A 17,120-nucleotide genomic window follows, 5' to 3' on the forward strand; every position below is an offset into this window, starting at 1 on the left:
GCAGGCATCTGCTGCGTTGGGGCCGGTTCCGCTGATGCTCATTGCCAGAAGGCAACTCCGCTCATCGGAACCGGCCCCGCCTTGCATCTACCTGCTTCATTGCGACCTCGCACAGCGAGAGGCCATGCCTCTCGTTCGACAGATTTCGAGGTTTTGACATGAAAGTTTTGATCATCGGCAGCGGCGGCCGTGAGCACGCCCTGGCCTGGAAAGTCGCCCAGGACCCACGCGTCGAGAAGGTCTTCGTTGCCCCGGGCAACGCCGGCACCGCCATCGAGCCAAAATGCGAGAACGTCGCCATCGACGTGTGCGCGCTGGAGCAACTGGCTGACTTCGCCGAACAGAACGTCGACCTGACCATCGTCGGCCCGGAAGCGCCGCTGGTGATCGGCGTGGTCGACCTGTTCCGCAGCCGTGGCCTGGACTGCTTTGGCCCGACCAAGGGCGCGGCCCAGCTGGAAGGCTCCAAGGCCTTCACCAAGGACTTCCTGGCGCGCCACAAGATCCCGACCGCCGACTACCAGAACTTCACCGAGATCGAGCCGGCCCTGGCCTACCTGCAGGAAAAAGGCGCACCGATCGTGATCAAGGCCGACGGCCTGGCCGCGGGCAAGGGCGTGATCGTCGCCATGACCCTGGAAGAAGCAGAAGCCGCCGTGCGTGACATGCTGGCCGGCAACGCCTTTGGCGAAGCGGGTTCGCGTGTGGTCATCGAAGAGTTCCTCGACGGCGAGGAAGCCAGCTTCATCGTCATGGTCGACGGCCACAACGTGCTGCCAATGGCCACCAGCCAGGACCACAAGCGCGTCGGCGACCAGGACACCGGCCCGAACACCGGCGGCATGGGCGCCTACTCCCCTGCCCCGGTGGTTACCCCGGACGTACACCAGCGCGTGATGGATCAGGTGATCTGGCCGACCGTGCGCGGCATGGCCGAGGAAGGTAACGTCTACACTGGCTTCCTGTATGCCGGCCTGATGATCGACAAGGCGGGCAACCCCAAGGTCATCGAGTTCAACTGCCGCTTCGGCGACCCTGAGACCCAGCCCGTCATGCTGCGCCTGGAGTCGAGCCTGGTGCTGCTGGTCGAAGCCGCCTTCGCCAAGGCGCTGGACAAGGTCGAAGCACAGTGGGACCCGCGCCCGAGCCTGGGTGTGGTGCTGGCTGCCGGCGGTTACCCGGGCGACTACGCCAAGGGCGACGTGATCAACGGCCTGGATGCCGCGGCCAAGATCGAAGGCAAGGTGTTCCATGCCGGTACTTCGCTGAAAGACGGCCAGGTCGTCACCAACGGCGGCCGTGTGCTCTGCGCCACCGCCATGGGTGCCAGCGTTGCCGATGCCCAGCAGCAGGCCTACCGCCTGGCCAAGGAAGTGAGCTGGAACGGCAGCTTCTACCGCACCGACATCGGCTACCGGGCCATCGCCCGCGAGCGCGGTGAACACCAGCAGTAAGTTGTACCGGGTTGCCGCAGCGCACCACAGCACCTTGCGCCTGCGGTATCCGGCTCGTCGACAGGGCCCCGAGGGGCCTTGCCTTCGACTTGGCGCGCCGCGCATAGTTAGTATCTGGCACATCGGCTAGGAAGGGATCTCGTAGTGCGTCGGCTTCGGATTGCCACAGCTCTGATCGTCAGCTTGCTGACCCTGTTCTGCCTGCTGCCGGCTTCGGCCGAACAGGGCGGAGGCTGGTCGGTTCTGCTCGATGAACAGGCCAACCTGCAATTGAGCGACGTGCGCTCCGATCGCTATCGCAGCCAGTTCAGCCCGACCACCCTTGGCGAGCTCGATGCGGCACCGGCCGAGCAGGCCCTGTGGTTGCACTATCGCCTGGAACCGGGTGACCAGGAGCAGCTGCTGCGCATTTTCGCCCCCGACCTGTCCCGCCTCGATCTGTACGCCCTTGATGGCGACAGGCTGCTGCGCCAGTTGCACCATGGCCGCCAGGCCGGCAATGGCAGCCCGACCCTGCGTGGCAGCGACCACGTATTATCCTTGCCCAACAGCCAGCACTCGCTGGACATCTACCTGCGCCTGGTCTCGGAGCACCAACTGCGCCCGGCGATAAGCCTGGAGCCTGCAGCGGTAGCTGCCTCCGACCATAGCCAACCGTTGCTGTTCGGCATGCTGTTCGGCGGCCTGGTGATGCTCATCCTGCACAACCTGATCCGCTTCCTCTACACCCGTTCAAGCACCACGCTGTATCTCGCCCTGTACCACGGGCTGATGATGCTCAGCGGCCTGATCCTGCTCAACCTCAGCGGCCCGTGGTGGCACCTGTGGCACAGCGCGCAAACCCCCGCCGCCTACCTGACCCTGGTGCTGGCCGGGCTGTCAGGGCTGTATTTCACCCAACATTTCTTCGCCCCCCGCAACTCACCGCGGCTTAATCGCCTGCTGCAGGGCGAAATGCTGGTCGCTGCGGTCAGCGGCCTGATCCTGCTGTTCATCGACACCTTGCCGCTCAACCTGATGACCTATGCCCTTTTGGCCATCGGCAGTGTGACCATGCTGCTGGCCAGCAGCTACCACTGGTACAGGGGCTATGCACCCGCACGCCTGTTCAGCATCGCCATGCTGGTGTTCAACCTTGGCGGCCTGGTACTGCTGCCGGCCCTGCTCGGACTGACCCGCACCTCGACACCCTGGCTGCTGTGCATCCTCCTGGGCATGACGGTGGTCAGCGGCCTGCTGCTGAACCTGGCCGTCAGCGAGCGCCTGCGGCGCATCAGCGAAGAACGCTTCAGTGCCAGCCGTGCACTGGCAGCCAGCGATGCCGAGATCAACGCGAAGGCAGAGTTCCTGGCCAAGATCAGCCACGAAATCCGTACCCCCATGAATGGTGTGCTGGGCATGACCGAGCTGTTGCTCGGCACGCCGCTGTCGGTCAAGCAGCGCGACTATGTGCAGACCATCCACAGCGCCGGCAACGAGCTGCTGACGCTGATCAACGAGATTCTCGACATTTCCAAGTTGGAGTCGCGGCAGATCGAACTGGATGACGTGCAGTTCGACCTGAACGCCCTGATCGAAGACTGCCTGAACATTTTCCGCGCCAAGGCCGAGCAGCAGAACATCGAGCTGATCAGCTTCACCCAGCCGCAGGTGCCGCGGGTCATCAGTGGTGATCCGACACGCCTGCGCCAGGCGCTGTCGAGCCTGCTGGAAAATGCCCTGAAGAACACTTCCCAGGGCGAGATCCTGCTGGTGGTGGCGCTGGACCAACGCGGCGAGATTCCGCGCCTGCGCATTGCCGTGCAGGACAGTGGCGAGCCGCTGCCTGCTGCCGAGCGCGAGGCCTTGCTGCAGGCCGAACTGCACAGCCACCACTTCCTCTCCAGCAACAAGCTCGGCGGCCACCTGGGGCTGGTCATTGCCAAGCAGCTGATCGGCCTGATGCAAGGCGAGTTCGGCATCAAGAGCAGCACCAGCATGGGCAACACCCTGTGGCTGACCTTGCCGCTCGACCCGTCACGCCTGGAGCAGCCACCGGCCGACCTGGACGGCCCGTTGCGCGACGCCCGGGTCCTGGTGGTGGACGACAACGACACCTGCCGCAAGGTACTGGTGCAGCAATGCAGCGCCTGGGGCATGAATGTCAGCGCGGTGCCGTCCGGCAAGGAAGCGCTGGCCCTGCTGCGAACCAAGGCGCACCTGCGCGACTACTTCGACGCCGTATTGCTGGACCAGAACATGCCAGGCATGACCGGCATGCAGCTGGCGGCCAAGATCAAGGAAGACCCGAGCCTGAACCACGACATCCTGGTGGTGATGCTCACTGGCATCAGCAACGCGCCCAGCAAGGTCATCGCGCGCAATGCCGGGGTCAAGCGCATCCTTGCCAAACCGGTTGCCGGCTATACGCTCAAGACCACCCTGGCCGAAGAACTGGCCCAGCGCGGCCACGAGCAGGCCGTGCCGGCTACGCTACCCGGCGCGCAAGGCACCCTTGAGCTGCCGAGCGACTTCCGTGTGCTGGTGGCCGAAGACAACAGCATCTCGACCAAAGTCATCCGCGGCATGCTCGGCAAGCTCAACCTGGAGCCCGACACCGCCAGCAACGGCGAGGAGGCCTTGCAGGCGATGAAGGCACAGCGTTACGACCTGGTGCTGATGGACTGCGAAATGCCGGTGCTGGATGGTTTTTCCGCGACTCAGCAGCTGCGCGCCTGGGAAACCACCAACCAGCGCCAGCGCACCCCGGTGGTGGCGCTGACCGCGCATATACTGGCAGAGCACAAGGAACGCGCGCGGCTGGCCGGCATGGACGGGCACATGGCCAAGCCGGTCGAGCTGTCGCAATTGCGCGAGTTGATCCAGTACTGGGCCAATCAGCGCGAAGCCAAAGCTGACCCAGTACAGACTTCTTGACCCAACCGAACGCACGCCTACACACCACGCTTCTCACTCAAGGACCATCCCATGCTCCACGAGTTGTTCAGTGTCTACCTGAAGATGCTGGTGCTCTATAGCCCGTTCTTCGTGCTGTCGTGCTTCATCAGTTTGACCCGTGGCCACTCCAGCAAAGAGCGCAAGCAACTGGCCTGGAAGGTCGCCTTTGCCGCGCTGGTGGCCAGCGTGCTGCTGTACCTGTTCGGCAGGGTGATCTTCGGTATTTTCGGCATCACCGCCGACGCCTTCCGCATCGGTGCCGGCAGCGTGCTGTTCATTTCGGCGTTGAGCATGGCCCAGGGTAAACCGGCTGTGCAGGCCGACAACGTGCAGCAGGACGTGACCATCGTGCCGCTGACCATCCCGCTCACTGTCGGCCCCGGCACCATCGGTGCACTGCTGGTGATGGGCGTGGGCCAACCGCACTGGGACGACAAGCTGCTGGCCATCGTCAGCATCGCCCTGGCCAGCTTCACCGTAGGCCTGGTGCTGTACCTGTCGCACGGCATCGAAAAACTGCTCGGGGACCAGGGCCTGCAGATCGTCAGCCGCTTGATGGGGCTGTTCGTCTGCGCCCTGGCGGCGCAGATCATCTTCACCGGGATCAAGGGCTACCTGCTCGGTTAGCCCTCGGACTCAGGGCGCGACCGGGTACCAGCGCGGGGTGTAGACCCACTGCCCACCCTCGACGCGAGCAAAGGTGCAGGTGGTCGACGAACCCACCAGCACCATCGTGCGCATGTCGACCATCTCGGGCGTCAGCTCGGCCAGCGTCACCACCCTCAGGGTCTGCCCTGGCCTGCCGATATCACGGCCCAGCACCACAGGCGTCTGCCCGTCGCGGTGCCGGCGCACAACCTCCAGCGCAACACCGAGTTGATGCGGTCTGGATTTGGAGATCGGGTTGTAGAAGGCCAGCACCAGATCCGCCTGGGAAGCCAGGTCCAGGCGTTTTTCGATGATCGACCAGGGCTTGAGGTTATCCGACAGCGACATCACGCAGAAGTCGTGCCCCAATGGCGCGCCGGCTTGTGCGGCGGTTGCCAGCGAAGCCGATACGCCTGGCAGGATCTCCAGGTCCACCCGATGCCAGGCGGGGTCCGTAGAGGCATGCAGGGCTTCCAGCACCGCGGCGGCCATGGCGAACACACCCGGGTCGCCTGAGGACACCACTACCACCGAACGCCCCTGGGTCGCCAGCTCGAAGGCATGCCGGGCACGCTGCATCTCTTCACGGTTATCGGTGCAGTGCTGCACCTGATCGTCACGGAACGGCCCAGCCATGCGCACGTAGGTCTCGTAGCCGAGGATGTCCTCGGCACGCGCCAGTTCGGCTTTTACCGCCGGCACCATCAGCTCGGCCGCACCAGGGCCCAGGCCGATCACCGCCAGGCGACCACGCTTGCGACCCAGGCGCGCCGTGTCGACCGGCAGTGGGGCCGATGCGATCACCAGGCCCGACTGTTCGATAAGGCGAGCCTCGGGCAACGCCTCGGCCGCCATGCTGGCCAACGTGCCGTTCATTGCCGCGAAGCGCAGCACGACACCCAGTTCTGCCGCGGCCTCGTGCAAGGATGGCTCGGCCATCGCCTGCTCGGCGACCAGCAGGCAAGCCAGGGAGGGCTCGGCAATGCCGGCCTCACGCAAGGCGCCGCGCACTTGCTCGGCCAGACCAGGCCCGCCTGCAGCGAGCGCCACCACCACGGAGCGTGGGTGGATCAGCAGTTCGTCACGGCTGGCCACGCGCGCATCACAACCAACATGGATGGTGCGCCGGGCCGTGTCACTGGCGGGCAACTGCGCCTGCGCAAGCCAGGGTGCGTCCCCCTCGACACGTACGCTTTCGCCGGCCAGCAGGTCGGAGACAAAGCGCTTACCCTGTTCGAGGTCTGCCAGGGCATAGCCCTCGGGCGGGTTGAGCAGGCAAGTGCCGAAGCGTAGTTCGCCACTGGTGGTGATTGCAGCCGCCACACCCAGAGCCTCGCCGAGCTCACGTGCCATGCCATTGACCCCGCTCAGGCCACCCAGCAATGGCACCACTGCACTACCGTCCTCGGCCACGGCTAACACTGGCGGTTCCGCACCTTTCTCATCGAGCAGGCTGGCCAGGCTGCGGATGACGATGCCGGCGGCGCACAGGGCGATGATCGGGACGGCCTGCTGGTACAGCACGCGCAAGGTATCGCCGAAGCCGTCGTAATACTGATCGGCACCCTCGACCCGGCCACGCAAACCGTGGATGGTCGCCTGTGGATAACGTTGCTGGATGCGCTGCGCCGTAGCCAGGCTGCCGCCGCCCAGAATGACGATGGCAGGCGCCTGTTGCCTGTTCAGCCCTGCCATTTTTCCCCCGGCACGATGATCAGCGAGAAGTACGGTGAGGACTGCGGGTCCACGTTATCCAGTGGCACGATCTTCTGGTTGGCCATGGTCGCCCGCTCGACATACAGCGCACGCCCGTCCAGGCCCAGTTCGCCCAGCACCTGGCGCACCTTGGGGAAGTTGCGGCCAAGCTTCATGATCACCGCCGCATCGGCATCTGCCAGCCGGCGCTTGAGCTCTTCGGCGGGCAGTACGCCCGACAGTACCGACAGGCTCTGGTTGCGATACACCAGTGGCGCGCCCAGTACCGACGCGCCACCGAGCATCGAACAGACGCCCGGGACCACTTCGGCCTCATGCTGCCGGGCCAGGCGGTCATGCAGGTACATGTAAGAGCCGTAGAAGAACGGGTCACCTTCGCAGATCACGGCCACATCGCGACCGGCATCCAGGTGCTCGGCCACCTGTACGGCCGCTTCATCGTAGAAATCGCTGATCACTTGTTCGTAGGACAGCGGCGCGGGCAGTGCCTCAGTAGTCACCGGGTATACCAAAGGCAGCAAGGTCTGCTCGGCTTGCAGGTGTGCCTCAATGATGCCGAAGGCGTTGCCGCGTTTGCCCTTGGCCACGAAATACGCCACCACTGGCGCCTCGCGCAGCAGCCGCAGTGCCTTGACGGTGATCAGTTCAGGGTCGCCGGGGCCTACGCCCAGGCCCAGCAGTCGTCCGCGCACCATCACTCCACCTCCGTGGCCAGGGCGTTGACCGCAGCAGCGGCCATCGCGCTACCGCCCAGGCGGCCCTGCATGATCACGAACGGCACGCCACGGCTGTCGGCGGCAAGCATTGCCTTGGACTCGGCAGCGCCGACGAAGCCAACCGGGAAGCCAAGGATCAAGGCGGGCTTTGGCGCCCCGGCATCGATCATCTCCAGCAGGTAGAACAGCGCAGTCGGGGCATTGCCGATCACCACCACGCTGCCTTCCAGGTGCGGACGCCACAGCTCCAGGGCCACGGCGGAACGGGTGTTGCCGGCATCCTTGGCCAGGCCTGGCACGCTCGGGTCGCGCAGGGTGCAGATCACCGGATTGTTGGCGGGCAGGCGCGCGCGGGTGATGCCTTCGGCAACCATGTGCGCGTCGCAGAGGATCGGCGCGCCGTTGGCCAGGGCTTCACGACCGGCGCGGCCGGCCCCTTCGGAGAACTGCAGGCCGTCGATGGCGTCGACCATACCGCAGGCATGGATCACGCGCACGGCGAGCTTTTCCAGGTCTGCGGGGATCCGCTCGAGCCGGGCTTCCTCACGGATGATCCGGAAGGAATTGCGATAGATCTCCTGACCATCGCGGATGTAATCAATCATCAAGGTGCTCCGTCGGCAGGGCGAGCATGGCGCCTGCTTCATTCAAGGTAAGGTCGGAGGCGCGCAGGGCACCCAGGCCCGGCAGGTGCGCGTCACGCAAATAGAGGTCATAGCGGCCCGGTGAACGGGCCAGCAAGGTGGCCGGGGCGACATGGGCCACGGCACAGGAACGGGGGCAGCCGGACAAATGCACGCTGCCGGGCACGCCACTGCCCAGCAGCGCCGCCAGCTCGACTGCATCGGCCTTGGTGTCGGCCTGGGCCTTGGCGCAGCCACTGCTGCCGGTGCAGGCAACCACGCGCGCCAGGGGCTCATCGGCCTGGCAGAGCAGGCCCAGTGCCGACAGCTCGACGCGGGCCTGACCGAGGTCGGATGAGGCGATGTTGGTCAGCATCAGGCTTTGCCACGGGGTCAGGCGCAGGCTGCCATCCCCCCATTGGCGGGCCACCCGGGCAGCGCCACGCAACATGGCCGGTGACAGGCGGCCCAGCGGCGGCGCGACGCCCAATGCCATGCCCTTGTGCTGCGCCACGGCACCCAGCCACGGGCGTTGCGCGCCTTCACGCCGCCACCCAAGCACGGCCGCATCGCGGCGGAGTTGCAAGCCGAGACCGTCGATGAAGACATCGACCTGGCAACCTTCCAGCAACTGGCGCATGCGCGACTGCTCCGGGCTGGCCAGATCGAGGAATCGATCGAGCATCGCGCGCACCAGCGCCAGCCCCTGCTCCAGCGGCACCGCGCCCAGGACCTGGCCATCGGCCGGGCAGCTGGCCAGGCCAAATGCCAGCCAGTCGCGCTGCTCCAGGCGCAGTGCCGAGAGCCACAGGTCGTGAGGGTGATCGAGCATCGCCACGCCTTCACCCCCATCGAGCTGCACGGCGAACTTGGCCGACAACTGATGGAAGCGCGGCGTACCTTGCAGCAGGTCGAGGATCTGCCCGGCCAGGGGGCGTACATCCAGCAGCATCGACGGGTCATGACCAGCCAGCGGACTGAGCATCAGGTTGCGCACGTCATCGCTGGCCGCGTCACGCGGACCGAGGCCGGCGGCCAGCAGGCTTTCGACCAACCCGGCATGATCGCTGCCGATACCGCGGATCTGCAGATTGCCGCGGTTGGTGGCCTCGATCACCCCGCCCGCAAAATGCTCGGCTGCCGCCGACACCGCCTCGGCCTGGTCGGCCAGCAGCAGGCCGCCGGGCAGCTTGATGCGGCAGATGCCACCGTCACGGGCGCTGACGATGCGCCACAACCCCGGGCAAGCCGAGGGACGGGGTGATACTACGAGGGTGTTGGATGGCGTCAAAGGGGCGTCCGGCAATCGCTGAAAATGCGCTTGAGTGTAGAAGGCGCGGTATTATGCCTGCTTTGTCCGACGGCATGAAAAGCCGGTGGTCGAGCGTCAACAGCGATTGAGCAAAAATTATGGGGGCGCTGGGCAGCCCCAGACCCCGAAGAGGTATCAATGACCCCCTGGCTGACAGTAGTAGGCATCGGCGAAGACGGCTTCAGCGGCCTGGGCAAGCAGGCCCGGCGCGCCCTGCTGGGCGCCACGCGGATCATCGGCAGCCCTCGCCAATTGGCCCTGCTGCCGCGTTGCATCAGCGCCGCGCGGCAAGACTGGCCAACGCCATTCTCCCTCGCCCCGGTACTGGCACTGCGCGGTGAGCCGACCTGCGTACTGGCCAGCGGCGACCCGATGTTCTTTGGCGTCGGCGCCAGCCTGGCGCGGCAGGTGGCGGCCAAAGAAATGCAGGTGCTGTCGATGCCCTCCTCTTGCGCCCTGGCCGCCGCCCGCCTGGGCTGGCCACTGCAGGACGTGCAGGTGGTATCGGTGGTCGCACGCCCCTTGGCGGCGCTCAATGCCCACCTGTACAGCGGCCAGCGCCTGCTGGTGCTGAGCAATGACGGCGATAGCCCTGCAGCCATCGCTGCACTGCTGCGCGAGCGCGGCTTTGGGCCCAGCCGCCTGCACGTGCTGGAGCACCTCGGGGGTGCGGCCGAGCAGCACCTCTGCGGCACAGCCAATGACTGGCCGCACAGCCAACGCGCCGCCCTCAACCTGGTCGCCATCGAATGCCTTGCCAGCCCGGATGCCGTGCGCCTGCCGCGCGTGCCCGGGCTGCCAGACAGCGCCTTCCGCCATGACGGCCAGCTGACCAAGCGCGACGTGCGCGCCATCACCCTGGCGCGCCTGGCGCCACAACCCGGTGAGTTGCTGTGGGATGTCGGCGCCGGTTGCGGCTCGATCGGCATCGAATGGATGCGCGCTCATCCGGCCTGCCGCACCCTGGCTATCGAAGCCGACGAGGGTCGGCAGGGCTTCATCGAATACAACCGCGATGCCCTCGGCGTACCGGGCCTTCTGCTGGTTCGCGGCAAGGCACCCGACGCCCTGGCCGAACTGGAACGCCCAGATGCCATTTTCATTGGTGGCGGTGTCACTCGCGAAGGTGTGTTGCCGCTGTGCTGGGAACGCTTGCGCCCCGGTGGGCGGTTGGTGGCCAATGCGGTGACCCTGCAAAGCGAACTGGCCTTGGCGCACTTCCGTGAACAGCACGGTGGCGAGCTGACCCGAATCCACGTAGCTCAGGCTCAGCCGTTGGGTGCCTTCGACACTTGGCGCCAGGCGTTGCCGATCACCTTGCTCGACGTGGTGAAACCCCTCGATGCGTGAAGAAACCCGCGAGCAACCCGCGCCCCTGCGCAGCGGCCTGACCACCGGTAGCTGCGCCACCGCCACCAGCCTTGCCGCTGCCAAGTTGCTGTTGACCGGCCAGTGCGACGACGCGGTGAACATCACCCTGCCCAAGGGCAAGGTGGTGCAGATGCGCCTGGAATTCTGCCGCCTGGTCGGCGAGCGCGCCGAAGCAGGCACGCTAAAAGATGCCGGCGACGATCCTGACGTCACCCACGGCGCTCTGCTCTACAGCCAGATCCGCCTGCAGGCCCAACCTGGCATACGCTTCGTCGCGGGCTCTGGCGTCGGTACCGTCACCCGCCCCGGCCTGGTGCTGGCAGTGGGTGAACCGGCGATCAATCCGGTGCCACGGCGGATGATCAGCGAGCACCTGCGGCAGTTGGCCGACGACTGCGGCTATCCGGGCGGCTTCGAGGTCACGGTCAATGTGCAAGGCGGTGAGGCGCTGGCACTGAAGACCATGAACCCGCGCCTGGGCATCCTCGGCGGGCTGTCGATCCTCGGCACCAGCGGCATCGTCCGGCCGTTTTCCTGCTCGGCGTACATCGCCTCGATCCACCAGGGCATCGACGTCGCCCACACCAACGGCTACACCCATATCGCTGCCTGCACCGGCAACGCCAGCGAAGACACCATGCGCCGGGTCTACAACCTGCCCGAGATCGCCCTGATCGAAATGGGCGACTTCGTCGGCGCAGTGCTCAAGCACGTGCGCAAAGTGCCGGTGCCACGCCTGACCCTGTGCGGCGGTTTCGGCAAGATCAGCAAGCTGGCTGCCGGCCACATGGACCTGCACAGCCGCCACTCGAGCATCGACCTGCCACAGTTGGCCGGCTGGGCAGCGGACATCGGCGCCGACGCCGAGCTGCAAACGGCCATCATTGCCGCCAACACCAGCCAGCAGGCCCTGGCCCTGGCGCACGCCGCAGGCATCGCCCTGGGCGATGCGGTATGCGCCCATGCCCTGGCGTTCGCCCGCAGCGTGGTACCGGCTCAGGTACAGGTCGAAGTGTTCGCCATCGACCGCCAGGGCGGCATCGTCGGCAAGGCAGGTGTGCAATGAGCCACCGTATCCTGCTGCTCGGCGGCGTCACCGAAGCCTTGGCCATCGCCCGCCAGCTCGGCCCCGAGCACGTCTACAGCCTGGCCGGTATCGGCCGCGTGCCGCAGGACCTCACGTGCCAGGTACGGGTCGGTGGCTATGGTGGCGCCGAGGGCCTGGCAGCCTACCTGGGTGAAGCTGGCATCAGCCTGCTGATCGACGCCACCCACCCCTACGCCGCGCAGATCAGCCGTAATGCTGCCAGCGCCGCACAGGCTGCCGGCATCCCCTGCTGGGCCCTGCGTCGCCCGGCCTGGCAGGCGCAGCCGGGGGACGACTGGCGCGAGGTGGACAACTGGGCTGGCCTGATCGAAGCGCTCAAGCCGTTCAAGCGACCACTGTTCACGCTCGGCCGCGAGCCACTGCAGCATCTTGAGGAGATTCCGCCGGAGCAGTTCTGGACCTTGCGAGCGCTGGAAGCCTGCGCGGGCAATGAGCGCTGTGAGGTCATCGGCGCACGTGGGCCGTTTCAGATCGAAGACGAACGAGCATTGTTCGAGCGGCGCCGCATCGACGTGCTGGTGAGCAAGAACAGCGGCAGTGTGGCGACCGAACCAAAACTCGACGTGGCACGGGAACGCGGGGTGCCAGTGCTGATACTGAAGCGCCCTGTGTTACCTGTGGTGGATCGGGAGTTCACATCCTCAGCTCAATTGACTACAGCACTTTCAGACTTTTCCGTCCGCCCATGAAGTGGCCCAGTGCCGCTCCACTGCCTTAAACTTCGGCCTCCCCTCCGGAAGGCGTTGTTCATATGGAAATGCAATGGTGGATCTGGCTGGTCTTCGGTATCGGCCTGATCCTGCTCGAACTGGTCCTGCCGACGTTCTTCATCATCTGGTTCGGCATCGGTGCCGTGCTGGTTTCGCTCATCGCCCTGGCCGCCCCCGCCGTGCAACTGGATATGCAGGTGCTGCTGTGGGTGCTGTTCTCCTCGGTGACCACGTTCCTCTGGTTCAAGCTGTTCAAGCGCAAGCAACCGGACGTGCGCTGGACCGCCGACAGCGTAATCGGTGAAGTCGGGCTGCTGACCAGCAGCGTCTCATCATTCCAGAAAGGCCGCGTGCGCTTCCACAAGCCGCTGCTGGGCAACGAGGAATGGACCTGCGCCGCAGACGGCGACATCCCGGCAGGCGAGCGTGTGCGCCTCGTCGCCATCGAAGGCAACACCGCCCGGGTCGTCCGGGCCTGAATTGGCATTTGAAACGAAGTTTGCATCATGACCAGTCTCGTCGTCGTCGGCGCCCTCGCTCTGTTCGTCCTGATCACCGTGTTCAAGGGGGGGCGCATCGCGCCCCAGGGCGAGGAATGGATCGTCGAGCGCCTGGGCCCACAACACCCTCAAGCCAGGCCTGAACATCGTCATCCCGTACATGGACGTGGTCGCCTATCGCCTGCCGAACGAAACCGTACCAGCCATGTAACTGCTGGGTGAGCGTTATGTGGGGGCCATGGAGAACCTCGCCAGCAGCAACAATGCCAAGGGTGTGGTGCTGCCAGCGGACCTGCAGGAGACCGTGCGTGGGCTGATAGGGCGCAACAAGGCCTGAGCTTGCCGGGGGCTGCTGTGCAGCCCCAATGCCTGGCGCCTGCGTCACTTCACCGCACCCCAGCATTTTTACCTATACTCCGCCTTACAATACCGCCCACGATTCCTGACCGGATCTCTCCATGCCCCCACGTCGGCACATTGCCTGGATAGCCTGCCTAGCAGTGCTGTTCAACCTGCTGGCCATGCCGCTGTCTTCAGCCGCGCCCAAAGGCCCGGCTGAGCAGCTGCTGTGGGGGGCTTTCTGTTCCAGCGTGGCTGGCAAGGCCAAGGTCGATGTCCAGGCCCTGGCCAAGATCGACCTCGGTACCCAAAGCGATCAGCATTCCAACATGCAGCACTGCTGGTGCTGTTCGGGCGCTGCACCACTGCTGGCCCTGCCGGGTTATCCGCCGCAATTGCACAACCCGCCGACGCTGTTGGCCGGGCGCGAGCCGCCACCCGCCAGTTACCAACCCACGCCGCGCCAGCTATGGCCCGCGCTCAATCCCCGTGCCTCTCCGCTGGCCTGAGTTCATCACGCTGTCTGCCTGAACCTGAACAGATCGGAGACTCACCATGCTCAAGCAAGCTCTTGTACTGGCCGCCCTGCTGCTGCCCGGCGCCTATGCCCACGCCCATGAATACACCGTGGGCGACCTGCACATCGCTCACCCGTGGTCGCTGCAACTACCGCCCAACGCCCCCAACGTCGCCGCCTATTTCGTCGTGCACAACAACGGCAAGGCCGATGACCGCCTGCTCAGCGTCGACAGCCCGATCAGCGATGACGCACAGCTGCATGAGCACGCCATGAGCGCCAGCGGCGCGATGAAGATGCAGCAGGTGCAAAGCGTAACGGTGCCCGCCGGCAAAGACCTGGTGTTCGCCCCCAGCGCTTACCACGTGATGCTGATGCAGCCCAAGGACCGCAGCCTGCTTACCGACGGCAAGCGCTTCCCGCTGACCCTGCACTTCGAAAAGGCCGGAGACATCACTGTCGACGTGGCCGTACAGAAGCAGGCACCGGAGGACCAGCCCCAGGCTCACGAACACGCACACTGACGCTAGCTGACAGGCGCTCGCCAACATGAGCCTGCCGCGCAACAGCCTCAGCCGTACCACCCGCCCTGAACGCAGGCGCGTCGGTGGCGGCTGGCTGAGCCTGTTCGCCATGTGGATGATCTTCATCGGCCCGCTGGTTTCCCAGTCGATGCCGATGGACCACCACGCTGGCATGAACATGCCGATGGACATGTCGATGTCCATGCCTGCGGGCAGCGATACCCATCAGGCCCATGGCAGTGATGCCCATCACGGTCACGGCAACGATGGCCAGTTGCATGTGATGTGGGAAAAGTGCGGCTACTGCAGCCTGCTGTTCAACTGCCCGGCCCTGCCACAAACCCTCAGCCCACTCAGCGTCGCCAGCACAGCTCCCCCCACCCTCATCCCGGCACTTACGCGCCAGGGTCACGCCCGGCAGGCCGTGTTCCCCGGTGCGCGCAGCCGCGCGCCGCCCCTTTCGATCAGCGTCTGACACCACCGCTATCGCACGGAGCCAGGAGGCTTCGCGCACACTCATGACTGATCGACTGGAATCACTATGTCCGGCTGCACCCCTGTTTTAGCTTCTTCCCTGCGAGGGACATTCGCCGCACTGTGCGGCTCGCTGCTCGCGCCCATGGCCCTGGCTGCCGAACCTGGCCATGAAGGCCCTGAGGCCGAGCTGAGCCCAACGGTGATCACCGCGCTTGCGCCGAGTTCGCCGCTGACCGTGGTCACCAACCCCAAGGACCCGCGCCAACCGGTGCCGGCCAGCGATGGGGCCGACTACCTGAAGACCATCCCTGGCTTTTCCGCCATCCGCGCCGGTGGCACCAATGGCGACCCGGTGCTGCGCGGCATGTTCGGCTCGCGCCTGAACATTCTCACCAACGGCGGCGTGATGCTCGGCGCCTGCCCCAACCGCATGGATGCCCCGACCTCCTACATCGCACCGGAAACCTACGACCGCCTGACCGTGATCAAAGGCCCGCAAAGCGTGATCTGGGGGCCAGGCGGCTCGGCGGGCACCATCCTCTTCGAACGGGAGCCGGAAAAGTTCGGCACCCTCGGCAGCCGGGTCAACGCGAGCCTGCTGGCCGGCTCCAACGGCCGCTTCGACAAGGTGCTCGATGCTGCGGCCGGCAACAGCAAGGGCTATGCGCGCTTCGTCGGCAACCAGTCGCACTCGGACGATTACGAGGATGGCAACGGCGACACCGTGCCTTCGCGCTGGGAAAAGTGGAATGGCGACGTGGCCCTGGGCTGGACCCCCGACCAGGACACGCTGCTCGAACTTACCGCAGGCAAGGGTGACGGCGAGGCACGCTACGCCGGCCGTGGCATGGACGGCTCGCAGTTCAAGCGCGAGAGCCTGGGCCTGCGCTTTGAAAAGTCCAGCCTCGGCGAGGTGCTCGACAAGGTCGAAGCGCAGGTCTACTACAACTACGCCGACCACGTGATGGACAACTACAGCCTGCGCACGCCATCAGGCTCCGGCATGATGGGCATGCCCATGGTCAGCAACGTCGACCGCCGCACGCTGGGCGCTCGCCTCAAGGCCACCTGGCGCTGGGCCGATGTGCAGCTGATTAGCGGCATCGACGCCCAGACCAACGAACACCGCCAGCGCGGTGGCATGGGCGTCGATGCACACAAGGGCCAGCCTTGGACCAAGGATGCCGACTTCCACAACTATGGTGCTTTCGGCGAGCTCACCTGGTACGCCACCGGCGAAGACCGGCTGATCACCGGTGCCCGCCTGGACCGCGCCTCGGCCCGGGACTTCCGCCAGGGCAGTGCCACTCAAGGCGACACCCGCGCCGACACGCTGCCCAGCGGCTTCGTGCGTTACGAGCATGATCTGGCGGCGATCCCCGCCACCACCTACCTCGGCCTCGGCCACGCCGAGCGCTTCCCGGACTACTGGGAGCTGTTCTCGCCCAAGCTGGCACCACCCGGCGCGGCCAACGCTTTCGACGGCACCAAGCCGGAGAAAACCACCCAACTCGACTTCGGCATCCAGTACCGCGACGAGCGCCTGGAGGCCTGGGCCTCGGGCTATATCGGGCAGATCCGTGACTACATCCTGTTCGACTACCGCACCTCAATGATGGGCATGAGCACCTCCCAGGCACAGAACATCGACGCCCGCATCATGGGCGGCGAACTGGGTGCGGCCTACAAGCTCACCGAGCGCTGGAAGGCCGATGCCACCCTGGCCTACGCCTGGGGCAAGAACAGCAGCGACGGCAAGGCACTGCCACAGATGCCGCCGCTGGAAAGCCGCCTGGGCCTGACCTACAGCCGCGACAGCTGGAGCGCCGGTGCCCTGTGGCGCCTGGTGGCGGAGCAGAACCGCATCGCCGAGAACCAGGGCAACGTGGTCGGCAAGGACTACGACAAGAGCGCCGGTTTCGGCGTGTTCTCGCTCAACGGCGCCTACAAGGTGAACCACAACCTCAAGCTCAGCGCAGGGGTCGACAACCTGTTCGACAAAGCCTACGCCGAGCACCTGAACCTGGCCGGGAATGCCGGGTTCGGCTACCCGGCCAATGACCCACAGCCGGTGAACGAGCCAGGCAGGACCTTCTGGACCAAGGTCGATTTCAGCTTCTGACAACAACAACGGGCGCGGCTTCGGGCGCGCCCATCAGCTGGTCAAA

General features: G+C 65.7%; 15 protein-coding genes and 1 pseudogene. 12 read left to right on the forward strand and 4 right to left on the reverse strand.

Annotated features, from left to right (window positions below; translation table 11 throughout):
* Positions 1-158 precede the first annotated feature (158 nt).
* From purD to BGP85_RS26405, 3 genes are all read left to right on the forward strand, one after another.
* Positions 159-1,454, forward strand: a complete 1,296-nt coding sequence (purD, locus tag BGP85_RS26395; RefSeq protein WP_103445836.1) for a phosphoribosylamine--glycine ligase — start codon at positions 159-161, stop codon at positions 1,452-1,454.
* 144 nt (positions 1,455-1,598) lie between these two features.
* Entirely contained in the window at positions 1,599-4,370 is a 2,772-nt protein-coding gene (locus BGP85_RS26400) for a hybrid sensor histidine kinase/response regulator (protein ID WP_103445837.1), read from the forward strand.
* Positions 4,371-4,421: 51 nt separating this feature from the next.
* Complete coding sequence (locus BGP85_RS26405) at positions 4,422-5,018, forward strand: MarC family protein (RefSeq protein ID WP_103445838.1); 597 nt, start codon at positions 4,422-4,424, stop codon at positions 5,016-5,018.
* A gap of 9 nt (positions 5,019-5,027) precedes the next feature.
* Here the strand turns inward: BGP85_RS26405 and cobJ are convergent, their stop codons facing one another.
* From cobJ to cobG, 4 genes are read right to left on the reverse strand one after another with little or no spacing between them, the layout of a single operon-like run.
* The gene (gene cobJ, locus BGP85_RS26410) at positions 5,028-6,734 is read right to left on the reverse strand and encodes a precorrin-3B C(17)-methyltransferase (RefSeq protein ID WP_103445839.1); all 1,707 of its coding nucleotides are present in this window, start codon (positions 6,732-6,734) and stop codon (positions 5,028-5,030) included.
* The gene (locus BGP85_RS26415; RefSeq protein WP_103445840.1) at positions 6,722-7,450 is read right to left on the reverse strand and encodes a precorrin-2 C(20)-methyltransferase; all 729 of its coding nucleotides are present in this window, start codon (positions 7,448-7,450) and stop codon (positions 6,722-6,724) included. Before BGP85_RS26415 ends, cobJ begins: the two co-directional genes overlap by 13 nt.
* A complete protein-coding gene (locus tag BGP85_RS26420; RefSeq protein WP_103445841.1) occupies positions 7,450-8,076 on the reverse strand; it encodes a precorrin-8X methylmutase in 627 nt (208 codons plus the stop codon). The genes BGP85_RS26415 and BGP85_RS26420 overlap by 1 nt, the downstream gene beginning before the upstream one ends.
* Entirely contained in the window at positions 8,069-9,400 is a 1,332-nt protein-coding gene (cobG, locus tag BGP85_RS26425) for a precorrin-3B synthase (protein ID WP_103445842.1), read from the reverse strand. Before cobG ends, BGP85_RS26420 begins: the two co-directional genes overlap by 8 nt.
* 144 nt (positions 9,401-9,544) lie before the next feature.
* On the opposite strand from cobG, the gene cbiE reads away from it, so the two are divergent.
* The 9 genes and pseudogenes from cbiE to BGP85_RS26470 all read left to right on the forward strand — a co-directional run bounded on the left by cbiE (position 9,545) and on the right by BGP85_RS26470 (position 17,074).
* Entirely contained in the window at positions 9,545-10,756 is a 1,212-nt protein-coding gene (gene cbiE, locus BGP85_RS26430; RefSeq protein WP_103445843.1) for a precorrin-6y C5,15-methyltransferase (decarboxylating) subunit CbiE, read from the forward strand.
* Positions 10,749-11,843, forward strand: a complete 1,095-nt coding sequence (locus BGP85_RS26435) for a cobalt-precorrin-5B (C(1))-methyltransferase (RefSeq protein WP_103445844.1) — start codon at positions 10,749-10,751, stop codon at positions 11,841-11,843. Before cbiE ends, BGP85_RS26435 begins: the two co-directional genes overlap by 8 nt.
* Positions 11,840-12,574, forward strand: coding sequence for a cobalt-precorrin-6A reductase (locus BGP85_RS26440; protein WP_103445845.1), 735 nt, complete (start codon positions 11,840-11,842; stop codon positions 12,572-12,574). The genes BGP85_RS26435 and BGP85_RS26440 overlap by 4 nt, the downstream gene beginning before the upstream one ends.
* 62 nt (positions 12,575-12,636) lie before the next feature.
* Positions 12,637-13,074 carry an NfeD family protein gene (locus BGP85_RS26445; protein WP_103445846.1) on the forward strand — a complete coding sequence of 146 codons (438 nt, stop codon included), beginning with the start codon at positions 12,637-12,639 and terminating at the stop codon, positions 13,072-13,074.
* 27 nt (positions 13,075-13,101) lie between these two features.
* Positions 13,102-13,294: pseudogene (locus BGP85_RS29735) on the forward strand (SPFH domain-containing protein); the annotation flags it as partial.
* Between the two features lie 259 nt (positions 13,295-13,553).
* Positions 13,554-13,943 (forward strand): DUF2946 domain-containing protein, encoded by a 390-nt coding sequence (locus BGP85_RS26455; protein WP_103445847.1) that lies wholly within the window; start codon positions 13,554-13,556, stop codon positions 13,941-13,943.
* Between the two features lie 46 nt (positions 13,944-13,989).
* Positions 13,990-14,475, forward strand: coding sequence for a copper chaperone PCu(A)C (locus tag BGP85_RS26460; RefSeq protein WP_103445848.1), 486 nt, complete (start codon positions 13,990-13,992; stop codon positions 14,473-14,475).
* A 25-nt stretch (positions 14,476-14,500) separates the two neighbouring features.
* A complete protein-coding gene (locus tag BGP85_RS26465; RefSeq protein ID WP_103445849.1) occupies positions 14,501-14,950 on the forward strand; it encodes a DUF2946 domain-containing protein in 450 nt (149 codons plus the stop codon).
* A 66-nt stretch (positions 14,951-15,016) separates the two neighbouring features.
* Positions 15,017-17,074: a TonB-dependent copper receptor gene (locus BGP85_RS26470; RefSeq protein WP_103445850.1), complete on the forward strand. Its 2,058-nt coding sequence runs from the start codon at positions 15,017-15,019 to the stop codon at positions 17,072-17,074.
* Positions 17,075-17,120 lie beyond the last annotated feature (46 nt).

It is taken from the genome of Pseudomonas putida, assembly GCF_002906855.1.
In the GTDB taxonomy this organism is placed as follows: Bacteria; Pseudomonadota; Gammaproteobacteria; order Pseudomonadales; family Pseudomonadaceae; genus Aquipseudomonas; species Aquipseudomonas putida_N.